The 16,162-nt window shown below is 44.4% G+C and carries 15 protein-coding genes; all 15 read left to right on the top strand.

Annotation, left to right across the window (positions count from 1 at the left end; genetic code table 11):
* Positions 1 to 149: 149 nt before the first annotated feature.
* Positions 150 to 1,565, top strand: coding sequence for a hypothetical protein (locus MKY93_RS19640; protein WP_340760721.1), 1,416 nt, complete (start codon positions 150 to 152; stop codon positions 1,563 to 1,565).
* Positions 1,566 to 1,642: 77 nt separating this feature from the next.
* Positions 1,643 to 2,758, top strand: a complete 1,116-nt coding sequence (locus tag MKY93_RS19635) for a CdaR family transcriptional regulator (protein ID WP_078818691.1) — start codon at positions 1,643 to 1,645, stop codon at positions 2,756 to 2,758.
* Between the two features lie 164 nt (positions 2,759 to 2,922).
* Complete coding sequence (locus tag MKY93_RS19630; protein ID WP_340760720.1) at positions 2,923 to 4,047, top strand: YibE/F family protein; 1,125 nt, start codon at positions 2,923 to 2,925, stop codon at positions 4,045 to 4,047.
* Positions 4,044 to 4,805 carry a YibE/F family protein gene (locus tag MKY93_RS19625; protein WP_078818689.1) on the top strand — a complete coding sequence of 254 codons (762 nt, stop codon included), beginning with the start codon at positions 4,044 to 4,046 and terminating at the stop codon, positions 4,803 to 4,805. Before MKY93_RS19630 ends, MKY93_RS19625 begins: the two co-directional genes overlap by 4 nt.
* A gap of 234 nt (positions 4,806 to 5,039) precedes the next feature.
* On the top strand, positions 5,040 to 6,452 hold the full coding sequence (locus MKY93_RS19620) for an FAD-linked oxidase C-terminal domain-containing protein (RefSeq protein ID WP_340760719.1): 1,413 nt from the start codon (positions 5,040 to 5,042) through the stop codon (positions 6,450 to 6,452).
* Positions 6,445 to 7,758 carry a (Fe-S)-binding protein gene (locus MKY93_RS19615; RefSeq protein WP_340760718.1) on the top strand — a complete coding sequence of 438 codons (1,314 nt, stop codon included), beginning with the start codon at positions 6,445 to 6,447 and terminating at the stop codon, positions 7,756 to 7,758. The genes MKY93_RS19620 and MKY93_RS19615 overlap by 8 nt, the downstream gene beginning before the upstream one ends.
* A gap of 235 nt (positions 7,759 to 7,993) precedes the next feature.
* A complete protein-coding gene (locus MKY93_RS19610) occupies positions 7,994 to 9,043 on the top strand; it encodes a DctP family TRAP transporter solute-binding subunit (protein WP_009499188.1) in 1,050 nt (349 codons plus the stop codon).
* Positions 9,044 to 9,061: 18 nt separating this feature from the next.
* Positions 9,062 to 9,547, top strand: a complete 486-nt coding sequence (locus MKY93_RS19605) for a TRAP transporter small permease (RefSeq protein WP_009499187.1) — start codon at positions 9,062 to 9,064, stop codon at positions 9,545 to 9,547.
* Positions 9,544 to 10,866 (top strand): TRAP transporter large permease, encoded by a 1,323-nt coding sequence (locus MKY93_RS19600; protein ID WP_078818686.1) that lies wholly within the window; start codon positions 9,544 to 9,546, stop codon positions 10,864 to 10,866. Before MKY93_RS19605 ends, MKY93_RS19600 begins: the two co-directional genes overlap by 4 nt.
* 12 nt (positions 10,867 to 10,878) lie before the next feature.
* The gene (locus tag MKY93_RS19595; protein WP_009499185.1) at positions 10,879 to 11,643 is read left to right on the top strand and encodes an SDR family NAD(P)-dependent oxidoreductase; all 765 of its coding nucleotides are present in this window, start codon (positions 10,879 to 10,881) and stop codon (positions 11,641 to 11,643) included.
* The gene (locus MKY93_RS19590; RefSeq protein ID WP_340760717.1) at positions 11,636 to 12,109 is read left to right on the top strand and encodes a PPC domain-containing DNA-binding protein; all 474 of its coding nucleotides are present in this window, start codon (positions 11,636 to 11,638) and stop codon (positions 12,107 to 12,109) included. Before MKY93_RS19595 ends, MKY93_RS19590 begins: the two co-directional genes overlap by 8 nt.
* Before the next feature lie 6 nt (positions 12,110 to 12,115).
* Positions 12,116 to 13,597, top strand: coding sequence for a class I adenylate-forming enzyme family protein (locus tag MKY93_RS19585; protein ID WP_340760716.1), 1,482 nt, complete (start codon positions 12,116 to 12,118; stop codon positions 13,595 to 13,597).
* A complete protein-coding gene (locus MKY93_RS19580; protein ID WP_078818684.1) occupies positions 13,594 to 14,727 on the top strand; it encodes a thiolase C-terminal domain-containing protein in 1,134 nt (377 codons plus the stop codon). Before MKY93_RS19585 ends, MKY93_RS19580 begins: the two co-directional genes overlap by 4 nt.
* Before the next feature lie 4 nt (positions 14,728 to 14,731).
* Positions 14,732 to 15,034 carry a Zn-ribbon domain-containing OB-fold protein gene (locus MKY93_RS19575; RefSeq protein WP_040759965.1) on the top strand — a complete coding sequence of 101 codons (303 nt, stop codon included), beginning with the start codon at positions 14,732 to 14,734 and terminating at the stop codon, positions 15,032 to 15,034.
* A gap of 156 nt (positions 15,035 to 15,190) precedes the next feature.
* A complete protein-coding gene (locus MKY93_RS19570; protein WP_009499180.1) occupies positions 15,191 to 16,153 on the top strand; it encodes a bile acid:sodium symporter family protein in 963 nt (320 codons plus the stop codon).
* The last annotated feature ends 9 nt before the right edge of the window (positions 16,154 to 16,162 follow it).

Raw genomic sequence — 16,162 nt, 5'->3', positions numbered from 1 at the left:
GGGGGCAAAAGGGTCTCTGCGGTTCATGCGATTTGCATGAAGTTCTTTAGAGCTGCCTATTTTTGTTTCCTCAATCACAACTATTACAATCATCCTGCCGAAGAGCCAGGATGATTGTTTTTTTGTTGTATAGGAAAGGAGACGGCGAAATGAGAGTTCTCGAACAATCAGACGAACGTACACATGAACGTGCGTTGCTCGAAGTTTTGTATAGACAAGCGGAACAATTGCACAAAAAGCCAGCATACCAAGGATTTCATCAAGTAGTGCGGAAGCTGGTGAGTGACGGTTTATATGGAAGCTGGATCAATCACTATTCATCCAATGAAATCAAATGGCTAGGATTGCAAATTATGCCGGAGCGAGATCAATTGCTATCCGCTAAACAGCTTCTTCAGTATATGAAAGAATTTGTCACTTGCAATCATTATGATCGAAGACTGGGACTGCCGCAAGAACGGCTGATGCTTATTGCGATGGCAGCCATGCGGGATGAAACTGTGCAACGGTTGCAAAAAGTACGAGAAGCCTATTGGGTCTTGAGTATGGGGTATGTGACGTTACCGGATGATATCATGGCGTTTTTCGGCAAGACATTCTATCCAGGGCAACCTGTACGTCGTCTTCATTCAATGAACCTCTTGGATTCACGGATTCCATCATTTTTGGCCAGTCAAGTGAAGGAAAAGCACATCCGTATACCTACTATATTTATGGAACAGGTGAAGGCATGTGGATCTTGGCTCGTATTTGATATGGAGGAAGTACGTCGCGTGATGAATGGTTCTCTGCAGGACGTCGGCAGTGAGTCGTTCCGTCGGGCCGTTGCGAACCCATCCATCACGCACAAAAGGCTTTCCGCTATCGGACTGATGAAGCAACTGTTAGCTAGTGACGGCATCGTTTTCCATTTTGACGATGACTTTCAGCGTGGAACAAAAGGATTGCATTCGCATATCCAGCTGTCGAAAGTGCTACGGAGAAACGTCTTGGCTCGTGTTTGTGGAATTCATGTCCGTTTGCTTAATGGCATTTTGGATGTATGGGAACGAGAAGACAATAGACGAGATCTGCAAATTGAAGCAGCCGGATGGGAAGAAGCGCTTGCAGATCAACGAATTAGCTTACATTCGGAACAGGCAGTGTCATTCATTGAAGAACTATCTGAAGAAATTAATCTACATGTGATAAAAACTTCATTGCAACTGGCGAAGGAAAAAGGTCCGTATCTTCAATTTGAAGGCTCAGATTGGCAGAGTGGAAGCTACTTTGAACAGCGTAGTTATACAACAGAAGAGTGGCAAAAAATAAGGAATGAAATTGCAGGGAACGGAATCCGGAACGGCTGCTTACGGAAGGCGTCAGATACTGAAAATTTGTCTGGATATTCCTTAACAAAGCACCAACAATTGTCGATGATTAACCGGCTTGCGGTGCAACAGAACCACACGGATGTCGGCGGCTCAATCACATTGGAGAAGTCTGCTTTCATAGAAACGGCAGAACTTTTGCAGTTGCTCATGAAAGCGTGGAACTGCGGAATCAAAGAAGTTCATATAAAGTAATGGTCCCGCCTATTGAGATGAAGACTGAACTGGCGTAAAGTTAAGATAACTAGCAGTTTTCATCCGAGGTGAGGTAGATGTTCCAGTTTGATACACTAGGGCAGGAAATGGTGAAGGAATTTTCGAATTTAATACAGCAAGAAGTGATTTTAACGGATCGGAGAGGCTTCATTCAGGCCAGCACGGACGTTACACGGCTCAATCAGTTCCATGAAGGCGCATTACTATGCATTCGCCAAAAGGAAATGCTCTATATGGCAGATGAGGAAGTAGAACGGTTGCGTGGTGTACGTAAAGGTATTGTGCTGCCAATCCTCATTGAAGGTGAGCCGATTGCCGCGCTTGGTATCACAGGCGAACCTAAGATGATCCGTCCGCAAGCACAGTTGATCTTACGGGTGGCAGAACTATTTATCCAAGATTCATTGAAACGAAAGCAGAAAGATGAAAAAGTACGGGACATGGAGTTTTTCGTATTTGATTGGCTGACGGGTACGAGAAAAGATGAACGGTTTATGGAAAGAGGTACACTGCTTGGAATTGACGTTACGCTTTATCGGCAGGTAGCGGTTCTGGAAGTGGTCGATTTACTAGAGCAGTTTTCGGTTGAGGAAATGGAAACATTTGCGTCCATTCAGAATATCCATGATTCCATGAAAATGATCCGCTGGGCACAGAATAAAATCTTGTTGTTGCTTCCAGAAATGAATCAAGAGACGCTTGAGCATGAATTGAAGTTCTTATTGCTTCATATGAAACGACGCAAAAAAATACAAGTTGTTGCAGGGATCGGTGCGCCAACACATTATTTTGACTTAGCCAAATCATTCGCACAAGCAGAACGTGCAGTCAATGCCTCAAAAAAATCGGGCGAGATTGTCTTCGAACATGAGCTGCGTCTCGAAATTATTTTGCAAAGCATCCCAGAAGCCGTGCGTGCGGATTTTTTGGGCCGCACGGTAGCTCCACTTATTAAAGAAGAAGAGCTGATGAACAATTTGAAAATCTGGTTTTCAGAGAATCAATCTATGCAAAATACAGCACAGCGTTTGCATATCCATAAGAACACATTGTCTTATCGTCTGCAAAAAATCGAGCAGTTAACGGGGTTATCTGTATGGAGTACACATGATGTGTTTTTACTGTACTTGGCATTGTGTTTGATGGAAGAGCAATTGTCAAATAATGAATGAGTGAAAAGTTTGCTTCATTTCCTTTATGGGAATGGGGCTTTTTTATCGTTGGCAGCCTACTTATATAGTCTTTTAAGAAACAATGATCGTTTTTGTGAATTATACGTCCTATACATGGTAGGCTTACTATGTGCTCTATCCTTTAAGCAGTGGAGGGATTGTGGATGATAAATAAAACTAGAAACAGGACGACTAAACGCTGGACCCTATATATCCTTCTATTATTTTGCTTGGCCTCTTCCCTTCTATTTGTGAATCACAACTATTCATTTTATGATCGTCCAATTGCTCAAGTGGTTCAAACGACATTGGAAGATACAACGAAAACGAAGGATATGCATGGCAATGAAGATACTCTGTTTACTCAGCATATCGTAGCTATATTGAAAAATGGGGAAGAGAAGGGTCAGCAAATTCATTTAACGAATCAGTATTCCACTTCAGGAGCATATGATCAGCAATATCATATAGGAAATAAACTGTTTGTCTCCATTGATTCGGAGACAGGAGAGAAAATAGCAGGCAGTATCACAGATGTAAAACGTGATCAATATGTGCTGGTTGTTGCTTGGATTTTTATCTTTACGTTATTGATCGTTGGACATAAGCAGGGGCTGCTTGCGATTGTCAGTTTTGTGATCAATGTCCTGCTGCTGTCTTTCGCCTTAGATATTTATGTACATTATTCTCAGGTCAGTCTGCTGCTGATTTGTGGGATATGCATTCTTTTATTTACCGCCATATCGTTATTGCTCGTTAGTGGCTTCAATGAAAAAACGTATGCAGCGATTGTGGCGACGCTCATCGCAACAGTGGCATCGCTGTCTATTACTTCTCTTGTCATCTGGCTCACGTCGGGAAGCGGTCTGCGCTATGAGGAAATGCAGTTTTTGACGCGACCGTATCATACAGTGTTCATGGCAGGACTGTTCATCGGTTCGTTAGGCGCCATTATGGATGTTGCGATTACGATGTCTTCCTCGATCTTTGCCTTATATGAAAGAGACCACGATATATCGATCAAATCGCTGAAGACTTCTGGAATGGATATAGGGAAAGATATTATGGGAACGATCACGAGTATTTTATTTTTCGCTTACATCAGTGGTTCGATTCCAATGCTGATTTTGTATTTGAAAAACGCCTCTCCATTGGGTTTTGCTCTTTCGATGAATCTTTCATTGGAATTGGCCCGTGCACTGGCTGGCGGAATAGGGATTGTTCTTACGATACCGATTGGTCTGTATACGACAGTATTTTTCGTTAAGCGAAAGAAGGCGAGAGTATGAACGTATTGGTATGGCTCGCAGCGATTTTACTTCTATTGATGGTATGGGTGGGTGGAAAACAAGGAGCTAGATCTTTTCTCTCTTTATTCTTGAATTTTGGGGTCATATTTCTAACTGTGATGTTTATGATGGATCCGGCTGTCAATCCGATTTTGATCACATTCATTGCGAGCATATTGATTGGCTGTGTTAGTCTATTTTTTATTAATGAAGTGAACGGTAAAACGACGATCGCGTTTATTTCTACTATGGTCACCATCGTAATTTTATTGGTTTTCATTGTGATCGTATCGCAGAAATTAATGATTCAAGGTTTTGGTGAAGAGGAGGAAGAGGCGATTAGCGGTCTGTCCCTTTATATTGGTGTGGACTTTATGAAGATTGGAGCTTCCGTTATTATCATGAGTACAATCGGTGCCATTATGGATGTGGCCATTTCGATTGCTTCGTCCATGCATGAAATATTTAAACACAATCCACTCCTCAGCAAAAAAGAGCTGTTCAAATCTGGAGTCAGTATTGGCAGGGACATATTAGGAACCGATACAAATACATTGTTCTTTGCGTTTTTCGGAGGATATTTGGCATTGCTTATTTGGTTTAAAGATCTGAACTATTCCATTGGAGAAATCGTCAATTCGAAAATATTTAGTTCTGAGATGATCTTGATACTTTGTGCAGGAATGGGGGTCGCCTTGGTGATACCGATTGCTTCCTGGATCAATGCGTATTTTTTGGTCAAGACAAGAGAAAAGTAGGAAGAATTAAAGCGAGAGAAGCCCTTAATAGCTTCTCTTTTTTACATTTGAAAATGTAAGCGTTTACTGTCCGTAGGTGGAATGATTTAGTTGTTTTCATGCTTATATTTGTACCTTTGCACAAGAATCCAATGAAAATTAAATACAACATTGTACTTTTGTCTATATGAATTAAATAGTTAGACTATTAGAATTAGACTAATAAGTTGGATTTTTTGAAAGGGAGGGGGTTGGGTGGATACTCACGTGCTGGAGCGATTGGTCGCCATTACAGGAACCTCGCATGCCAAAACGACGGTTGCGCAGAAGCTTGCTTACTCTTATGATGCGACTGCAAACTTTCAGGCCATGCCGGATATCGTATTGTCGCCTTCTTCAATTGAAGACATAAAAGAGATCGTCAAAGTTTGTGCGAAGCATCAGATACCGATTGTCTCTCGAGGATCCGGAACCAATTTGGCAGCAGGCACGACACCGACATCTGGCGGAGTGGTACTTCTATTTAACCGGATGAACCGAATCTTAGAGTTGGATCAAGAGAATCTTACAATTACAGTGGAGCCCGGTGTCATTACGCAGGCGATCAATGAAAAGGTCGTGTCGAGCGGTCTGTTTTACCCGCCTGATCCGAGTTCGATGAGTATTTCCACGATTGGAGGCAATGTCAGTGAGAACTCAGGGGGGCTGCGAGGGCTAAAGTATGGCGTGACACGAGATTACGTCAAAGCCTTGAAAGTCGTCTTGCCCACTGGTGAAGTGATTACGACGGGCGGTAAGTTAGCGAAGGACGTAGCGGGTTATGATTTGACGAGTTTATTTGTCGGATCGGAAGGAACGCTCGGTGTCATTGCGGAAATTACGCTTGGTTTGATTCCTGAACCTGAAACGAAGAAGACGCTGCTGGCATTTTATAATGAATTGGAACAAGCCGCCGAGACCGTGTCTTCCATTATTGCAGCGAAGATTGTGCCGGCGACTCTTGAATTCATGGATAAAGGGACCATTCAAGCAGTGGAGGATTTCATGCATATCGGCCTGCCGGCGGATTGTGAAGCGATGCTGCTCATTGAACAGGATGGTGATCCGGCAGTAGTCGAAAAGGATATGGCGCTCGTCCATCAGCTCTGTTTGGAACTTGGCGCCACGTCCGTGCAAATGGCAAAATCAGCTGAAGAAGCGGCACAACTCAGTATCGCACGTCGGGTTGCATTATCTGCACTTGCTCGATTGCGGCCGACGACGATTTTGGAAGATGCGACGGTACCACGTTCCGAGATTGCCAAGATGGTTAAGACAATTCAACAGGTAGCGGTCAAATACGACTTGCTAATTTGTACGTTCGGACATGCAGGGGATGGCAACTTGCATCCAACCATTTTGACAGATGAACGAGATGAAGAAGAGATGAGCCGAGTGGAAGCTGCATTTGCTGAAATCTTTGATCGTGCTATTCAGCTGGGCGGCACGATCACAGGTGAACACGGTGTAGGCGAAATGAAATCCCCGTATCTTGAGTGGAAGATTGGTTCTGAAGGTATGGCGGTCATGAAAAGCATCAAGCAGGCAATGGATCCGCTTAATATTATGAATCCAGGAAAGATGTTTGCGAAGGATACGAAGAAAAGGATTGTGGTGCAACATGAGTAACGCACAACCCGAAGCAATCCGCCAAGCGTTTGTCACCCACGTAGATGAAAATCGGCTGATGGACTGCATGCGATGTGGGTTTTGTTTGCCTGCCTGTCCTACATATATTCATTCAGGGTATGACGAAACACAATCACCGCGTGGACGTATTGCTTTGATGAAAGCCGTACGAGATGGAGTCATTGCGTGGGACGGTTCAGTTGAGGAGGCATTTGATCTCTGTCTTGGTTGCCGCGCGTGCGAACCAGCTTGCCCGGCGGGTGTCCAGTACGGTACGTTGATTGAAGAGACGCGTGATGCAATCGTCTCAGCTAAGCAGCTTTCTGTGCAGGAGAAAGTCATCCGAAAAGGCGCGTTTGATCATTTATTCGCCGACCAGAAGCGAATGAAGCAGGCAGTGGGGCTTGTAAGGTTTTATCAGAAATCCGGTTTGCGAAGTATTGTCAGAAAAGTCGGTTTTCTGGATCTGTTTCCATCTATGATGCGAGACATGGAAAAGGTCCTGCCTGATCCACCGAAACGGCCTAAAGTGCTCGTTCATTCAGAAGAAAAGAAGACCAAGGTGGCATTTTTTACTGGCTGCTTGATGGATACGATGTTTCAGGAAACGAATCGACATACGATCGATTTGCTGGAGTATTTAGGCTGCGAGATTGTTATCCCGAAAAACCAGCAATGCTGTGGTGCGTTGCAAGGTCATAGTGGGGAGATGGATCGTGCGAGCCGCAATGCGCGAGTTAATTTAGAAGCATTTGATGCTGACAATGTAGACTACATTGTCAATAATGCAGGCGGCTGCGGGGCATTTTTAGCGGAGTATGATCGTTTATTCGAAAAGGACAAGGTGCTCTTGGAAAAAGCCGAAGTGTTTGTTGCAAAACAAATCGATATCTCCTCCTTGCTCATGCAATTGGGCATTGTTGAGAAACTGGCTGCGCGTCCAGCTTCCGAAATAAAAGAATTGATCACCTATCAAGACTCTTGCCACCTGCGTAACGTCAATGGTGTCATCCATGAACCAAGGCGGATTTTACAAGCAATTAACGATACAATATTCGTGGAATTACCCGGCGCCCGCCTATGTTGTGGCTCCGCCGGTATATATAATTTATTGCAGCCCGAGATGGCGATGACGATCCTGGATGCCAAAATGGAAGAAGTACGAGAAATCGAAGCAACCACCATCGTCACAACCAACCCCGGTTGCTTGCTGCAGATGAAAGTAGGTGTGGAGAGAGAAGGGTTAGCACAAACTTCGAGAGCTGTACATATCGTTGATTTAGTACATGAGAAGCTATTTAAGTAAGTTAAATAGACTAAATTTTTTTGCAAGGACAGATACTAGTTGATTGTAGTGGAAGGCAGCCTAAAATCGCCGCGTCCTGCGGCAAAACCGATTCCAGCGGGAATAGCATGAGTCTTGAGAACCCGCAGGTAGCGAAGCGGACGAGGAGGCTCAAGCCATGCCCGCGGAAAGCGTCCGTCTGGAACGGAAATCAACGGTGTTTGGATGACTGTACTTAGATAAAAACTAGGGGGAAATGAAGATGAAAATGAAGAAAAAAAGTGTATTGGGAGCTATCGGCTTATCGGCTATGCTCATGTTGGCGGCTTGTTCGTCGGATAAAGAAGGGTCAACTTCCGCTGACAGCAGCGGTGCAGATTCAGATGGGAAATCCTACAAACTGAAAATGTCTGTAACGGTCAATGACTCATCCACTTGGTATCAAGCGGCAGACAAACTGGCGCAAGATTTAGATGAAGAGACAGATGGCCGAATTAAAATCGAAGTCTTCCCGAACGAACAACTATCAAATGGAGATCAAGGCAAGGGTGTCGAGCTTCTGACAAAAGGGCAGACCGATTTAAGTCTTCACTCCACAATCATTTACTCCATTTTGGATGACCGTTTCGGAGTAGCGAGCGCACCATTCCTATTTAAAGATAAAGACGGCGTTGACAAAGTGTTTAACGGTGCAGGCGGCGAAGCTATTGCAGAAATTCTGAATGAAAAGAACGTAGAGTTACTAGGGTTTGGTGAAAATGGTTTCCGTCAAATTACGAACGGTAAACATGAGATTAAGACACCGGCTGATATGAAGAGTCTGAAGATTCGAATTCCCGGAATTACGATGTATACCGACTTGTACCGTACATTAGGTGCTGACCCGACGACTATGGCATTTTCAGAAGTCTTTACGGCTTTGCAGCAAGGAACAATTGACGGACAGGAAAATCCAATCGACGTTATCCATTCCTCTAAATTGGATGAAGTACAGGATTACTTAACGACTTGGAATTACTCTTACGATCCATTGGTGCTTGGAATTAACAAAAAGTTGTTTGATTCCATGAGTAAAGAAGATCAAGAGCTAGTTAAGAAGTTAGGTAAGGAAGCAGCGGAATATCAAGTAGAATTGGCACGTGAAAAAGAAGCGAAGCAAATTGATGAACTGAAGGATGCAGGCATGCAATTTTATGCACCGACTGATGAGGAGTTGGCGCAATTCGCAGAAGCAGTACAGCCTGTTTACGATAAATACGAAGACATTTGGGGCAAGGATCTGTTAGACAAGTTCCGCGACCAATAAAAACTGGAGGGTGGATGTATGGGAAGAATACTCAATAGATTAGAAGAGTGGATTGTTGTCATCGTGTTGTCCATCATGTCCACCATTGCATTCGTAAATGTGCTTTCCAGAGGATTTGCCAATTATTCATTTTCCTTTACAGAGGAAATAACGGTCAATTTGTTTGTCATGTTAACATTCGTCGGAACGGCCATTGGTGTGCGTGAATACGCGCACCTTGGTTTTACCTTACTTTATGATATGGGAAATAGATTGCTGAAGAATATTATTACGATCTTGGTGGGTTTAATGATGGTATTATTGTTTGTTATTCTATTATATTTCGGGATTAAGATGGTGCAGTATCAGGTGGATATGGGTCAGAAGACACCTTCACTTGGATGGCCGCAATGGTGGTTCTCGACATCGATGCCAATTGGGGCACTGTTTTGTTTGATTCGTTCAATCCAAGTAACGATTACTGAATTCCGTGAGCAAAATGGGAAGGGAGAGCAGCCATTATGACAGCTTTAATTTTATTCGGCTTGTTTTTCATTCTCGTCATGCTTCGAATGCCGATTGCTGTAGCCCTTGCCATCTCGTCCATTGCGGTGCTATTTACGGGAAGCGGCTTGTTTGGCTTGGAATTGGTAGCGGATATTATGTACACGAGTGTAGCAAAGTTCACGTTGCTTGCAATTCCATTTTTTATTTTAGCGGGCGTCATTATGGAATACGCGGGGATTTCCAAACGTTTGATAGATTTTGCTCAAGCGTTGGTCGGTCACCGGAAAAGTGGAATCATCTTTGTGACAGTCATGACCGCAATCTTTTTTGCGGCTATTTCGGGTTCTGGACCTGCAACTGTAGCAGCAATTGGTGGCATTCTCATTCCCGGCATGGTGAAAAATGGATATAAGGTAGAAACAGCTGCTGGCTTAGTTGCAAGTTCGGGAGCCATTGGAATTATTATACCGCCCAGCATTGCATTTATCGTTTTCGCAGTGGTAGCTGGTGATCAGATTCCGGTTTCAATTGGCCGTCTGTTTATGGCGGGTGTGATTCCTGGATTACTTTTAGGTCTCGGTTTCATCCTCGCAGCAATGTTTGTCAGACGTGGTCAGGAAAAACAGGAAGGTCCAGTGGCGGCTCAGCAGAAAACTGAACCAGCGACAGGCAAAGAACGTTTTCAAGCGTTTATAAGTGCGATTTGGGGCTTGTTGATTCCGGTAATTATTTTGGGCGGAATTTACGGCGGATTTTTTACACCGACAGAAGCTGCGGTTGTCGCAGTCTTTTATAGCTTATTCATTGGATTTTTCATCTATCGTGAATTGACGTTGAAGAAACTGTACGATATTTTGGTTGCGGCGGGTGTTCAGACAGCAGTTGTCATGTTCATCGTTAGTGCGGCCAGTGTCTATGCGTATATTATTACGACAGAGCAGATCGCCAGCCAAGTTTCTGACGTAATGTTAAGTTTTTCGGATAATAAAATTATTATTCTACTATTAATTAATATGATTTTATTGATTGCTGGAATGTTTATCGATGCAATCTCTGCGTATTACATTTTCGTTCCAATTTTATTGCCGATTGTGTTGATGTTCGATGTAGACCCAACCGTGTTCGGTGTGTTTATGACCGTCAACTTGGCGATTGGGCTCTTTACACCACCTGTAGGTCTCAATTTATTTGTGGCCGCCGGGATATCGAATACATCGATTGGGCAAATATCGAGAGGGGTCTTTCCTTTCGTTGTCTCTTCCGTAATCATCTTGTTGCTCATTACGTTTATTCCGCAAATATCAACATTTTTACCAGACCTATTAAATATTAAATAGAGTAGTGGAGGGATGCTTGTGAAACTGAAAGGACAGACGGCAATCATTACAGGGGCGGCTAGTGGAATTGGTGCCCAGACGGCCCTCCTTTTTTCGCAAGAAGGGGCCAATGTTGTTTTGGTGGACTTGAATAGCTGCAGTAAAACGCTTGCAGCTATTCAAGAAACTCGAAAAGATGCAGTCTTTTTGGAGTGCTTAGGAGATATAAGAGATCCGGAGTTTGTCAGCGCGACCATTGCCAGAGCTTCTGATAAGTTTGGAGAATTGCATATTTTAGTGAACAATGCGGGAACTTGCAGTCGGCTAGGCTTGGATACGATGACGCTGGATATGTGGGACCGCGATATGGAAACGAATGTAAAGGCTGCGTTTTTATTCATTCAATCGGTTGTCTATCCACATATGATCGAGCAGAAATACGGGCGCATCATTAATATCAGTTCCGTTTCAGGGCTTAACGGAGGCGTGACTTCAGGAGGTAAGAAGGACGGCAGATCTGGACCAGCCTATTCCGCTTCAAAGGGCGCAATCATCGCATTAACTAAATGGGTGGCCAAGGAGCTCGGTGAGCATGGCATCACATGTAATTCTGTAGCACCTGGCGCAACGGAAAGTGCAATTACAGCAGGCGTGGAATACGATGTCGGCGGACAAGCGATTAAACGGATTGGTACACCTTCCGATATTGCTGAGGCTATTTTGTATTTTGCAACATCCGAATCAGGCTACACAACAGGACAAGTTTTGAAAGTAGACGGGGGATACAGTTTTGGATAATCGCATTCAAGCGGTGTATGACAACAAAACTCATCGCATTATTGGCCGTTTGAAGAAAGAAATCGATTTATTTGAAGGCATTATTGAAGTATGTAAGGAATATGGAGTCGAGGCAGCTCAGTTTCAATGTATGGGTTCCCTCGCACATGCGACAATTGTACAACCGCATCAAAATGAGGATAAGAGCTTACAATACTCCGATCAAATCGTGACAGATACACCTGTTGAGTTGCTGTCTGGTACAGGGTTTCTCGGTTATAGTGTGGAAGGGGAGCTAGACATCCATTTCCATGGCATATTCGTTGACTGTGATAAGAAGATTAACGGCGGTCATTTCATCCGAGGCATTAATCCAGTTGCGATTACGGTAGAGTTTATTGTATTTCCAGTATTCGACGTAAATATGCAGCGGAAACCGGATGAGATGTTGGGCATACCACTGTTTCACTTTTTAAAGAAGGAGTGAGAAGATTTGGAAACAATCGGAAAACTGGCAATGAAATCGGCAGCTGCGTATCCGAATAAGATAGCGGTGAAAGATGAGCAACGATCATTTACGTTTAAAGAAATGATGGACCGAGCATTTGCGCTTTCTGCGTATTTCGAGAAGATAGGATTAAAAAAAGGAGATCGTTTTGCAATTCTGATGTCGAATCGTCTGGAGCATATTGAGCTAGACGTAGCGGCAGCCATTTCTGGCGTCATCAAAGTCCCGTTAAATTATCGGCTTCACCCGAAAGAACATGAGTATATGCTGGAAGATGCCGATGTGAAATTGATTATCGGAGAAGAGCAATTAATCCGATCAATTGATGTGGTATTGGAAGTGTTGCCAATTGGAGAGGTATACGAAAAAACGATTGAGAGCTGCCAAGGCGCTCATTCAATTGCCGAAGTAGATGAAGATGATACATTTGCCATCATGTATACCTCGGGCACTACAGGAAATCCGAAAGGTGTTATGTTGAGTCATCGTAACGTCATTTCAGGTGCATTGTCGCTCGCGTTGGCATGTGAAACGGATTATGACGATGTCATTGGTCACGTTGCTCCATTGACGCACGGCAGTAATTTCCTTTCGCATGTCGCTTGGCTGTATGGTCTGACGCAAGTGGTATTCAGTAAGTTTGAACCGGAAGAGTTTGTACTGGACCTGAAGAGAGAGAATATCACCGTTATCTTCTTAGTGCCAACGATGGTAAATTTGATGGTCCAACATCCAAAATTTGAACCGAAAAATCTTTCCACGCTGAAATCGATCAATATGGCAGGATCGGCAATAGCCGCGAGTAAACTTGAGCAAGCACTCGCTTTGACGGGACCTATTTTCGCGCAGACATTCGGACAGGTGGAAGCACCGATGTGCATTACGATGATGCCGAAACGGGAACTTGGTGAACATTTGGAATCATGCGGGCGCACAGGACCGTTCGTAGATGTGAAAATCGTCGATGATCAAGGAGCTCAACTGCCGGCGGGAGAGGTCGGAGAAATTGTCTGCAAAGGTTCCCTTGTCATGAAAGGCTATTGGAACAATGAAAAGGCGACGAATGAAACGCTGATTGACGGCTGGCTACAAACAGGGGATCTAGGCTGGCAAAGTGAAGAAGGTTACGTGCATATTGTCGACCGCAAGAAAGATGTCATCATCTCAGGCGGTGTCAATATTTACCCTAGAGAAGTCGAAGAAGTCCTCAACAAGCATGCTGGAGTCAAAGAGACGTGTGTCATCGGTGTGCCGGATGACAAATGGGGTGAGAATGTCATTGCTTATGTAGTCCCGAACGGAACGAAAACTGTTACAACTGAAGAATTGACTCAACTATGTCTAGATCATATGGCAAGTTTCAAAAAGCCGAAGGAAATTCACCTGGTGGAGGAGTTGCCAAAAAGTTCATACGGCAAAATATTGAAGCGTGAGTTGCGCAATCAGCACGAGGGGGTGCAGTCGTGACGAATGTCTATATACAAGGAATCGGGATGACCAAGTTCGGGAAGTTTGTGGATCAATCCATGAAATCGCTGTTACTCGAAGCCTCCATTCAAGCGCTGGAAGACGCAGGGAATCCAAAAGTCGATGCGGTATTTGTCGGAAATTTCATGGGCGGCTCAATATCCAATCAAGAAATCCTTGGTGCAATTGTCGCGAATGAACTCGGACTTGGCTATGTTCCGACAGCCAAAGTGGAAGGTGCCTGTGCTTCAGGAGGAATTGCGTTGCGCCAAGGAATTATGGGCATCTTAAGCGGTGAGTATGACACCGTGTTAGTAGCAGGTGTGGAGAAGATGAAACACGCTTCTACCGCAGACGTAACCCAGGCCATTAACGCAGCGATGGATACCGATTCCAATGAAAAACAGGCAGGTCTGACCTTCCCTGGGTTTTTCGGAGTACTGGCGAATCGCTATTTCTATGAGACAGAGGCGACCAAAGAACATTTGGCGATGATTGCAATGAAGAATAGAGAAAATGCTTTAAACAATCCATTGGCCCAGTTCCGGAAGCCGACAACGATGGAAGAGATCATGGAGGCACGAATTATAACGTCGCCACTCGGTTTATTCGATTGTTCACCAACCACTGACGGAGCGGCTGCATTAATTATTTCACGGAAAAAAGGAGGCGTTCATATTCGAGCGTCTGCACAAAGTTCGGGTCCTACGCAAATGCAGGACGCTGCTGATTTGTTGTCGCTTCCAGCAGTTCGGGAATCTGGTCGTTTGGCATATGAAAAGGCGGGAGTTAGCCCGGACGATATCGATGTAGTCGAAATCCATGACTGTTTCTCCATGACGGAGATGTTAGCGATTGAGGAACTAGGTTTCTTTAATAAACGGGAAGGCTGGCTCGCAATAGAACAAGGTCAGACGAAAGTGACGGGCGGCAAACCAGTGAATACAAGTGGTGGATTGCTATCGCGTGGCCATCCTATCGGGGCGACAGGCATTGCCCAGATTTATCATCTCGTCCAGCAGCTGCGCGGTACTGCTCCGAACCAAGTTGAAGGCGCTCGGCTTGCATTGGCGCAAAACTTAGGCGGAACCGGTTCGTATTCTACCGTTCATATACTGGAAAGGTTGTGAAGAGATGAAAGTTTATCAATGCGCTCATTGCGAGTATGCCAGTGTGTCGAGCAAGTATCGATGCCCGAGCTGCGGAACCGGCTCGTTGCAGGAACAGGAAGTTTCTTCGAAGGGTAGTGTCTATAGCTATACGGATATCCACATCGCACCGGCTGAATTCGCACATCTTGCCCCTTACACAGTTGTACTCGTTCAGCTCGACGAAGCCAAAGTAAAAGTGACCGTGCGAATGAATTCGGAAGTGTCGATAGGGGATGCAGTTGACTTGGATCATGTGGAGAATGGCGCGTATGTTTATACGAAATAATAGGGGGGGATGGTTGCAAAGTGGGCCGCGCTCATAAACTCCGGTCAGCCGCTCATACGCATATGTGTTAAGATCCAAGTAAAGTGTCAACGGCTTGTGCTTGGCATGAACTTACTTGTGCCAAGTACAAGTTTTGCTCGTTAGGGAGAGTTGTGTGTGAAAACGATTCAAATCATTTCAAAAATTATTTCGAAATACTTGCCAATCTGGATTGTACTTTTATCCATTATTGCTTACGCTACCCCAGATGCATTTGTTTCTATCCGACAGCTTACGGGATTCGGATTAGGAACAATTTTCTTCCTGATGGGGTTATCCCTATCGTCAGAAAAGTTGCTAGAAGTTATTAAAAACCCAAAATATGCACTGCTTGGCGTCTTCCTGAAATGGACCATTATGGTTGGTGTATCGATTGGTATTGCGTATCTATTCTTTAGCAATCAAGCTGAAATCGCAACAGGCATCATTTTGTCGGGGACCGTACCAAGTGGGACATCTGCGAATATTTATACATTTATCGCAGGCGGAGAAGTCGCCCTAAGCATTACGATGGCGACATTGGATACATTTATCTCGCCTGTGTTGACACCTGTTTTATTGCAAGTTTTTGCAGGACGCTTCATTCCAATTGAATTTTGGCCATTATTCCTTAATATAATTTATATTGTATTTTTGCCCTTGTTGGCAGGATTATTTGTACAGTGGCTGTGGCAACGGCAGGTGGAAACAGTGAAGCCGTATACGCCGGTTTTATCGCAACTCGCTTTATTCATTGTTATCCTGTCCGTTATTTCCAACGCACAGCAGGCACTTTCTGAAAATCTGTCGGTGTTGCCGCTTGTTTTCGTGGCGGTTACTTTGCAAGTCTGTATTCCGATGATGTCGGGATATTTCATTGCCAGATGGATGGGCGTAGCCGAACGCAACGCGCGCGCAATTTTATTCCATACAGGGATCTGTAACTCGGCTTTAGCTGCGACACTCGCAATGGAGCATTTTGGATCGCTTGCTGCAGTTCCTGCAGTCGCTAATATGGTGATGAACTTGACGATCGGTGCGTTGATGGCGAGTTTGTTTGAGAATAAATTTCGGATTGAAGAAGAGGATGTGCAACCATAACGAAAACAC

This window comes from Sporosarcina sp. FSL W7-1283, from assembly GCF_038003105.1.
Classification (GTDB): domain Bacteria; phylum Bacillota; class Bacilli; order Bacillales_A; family Planococcaceae; genus Sporosarcina; species Sporosarcina newyorkensis.
Note: the sequence above shows the minus strand (reverse complement) of the source record. Positions and strands in the feature narration are given on the sequence as shown.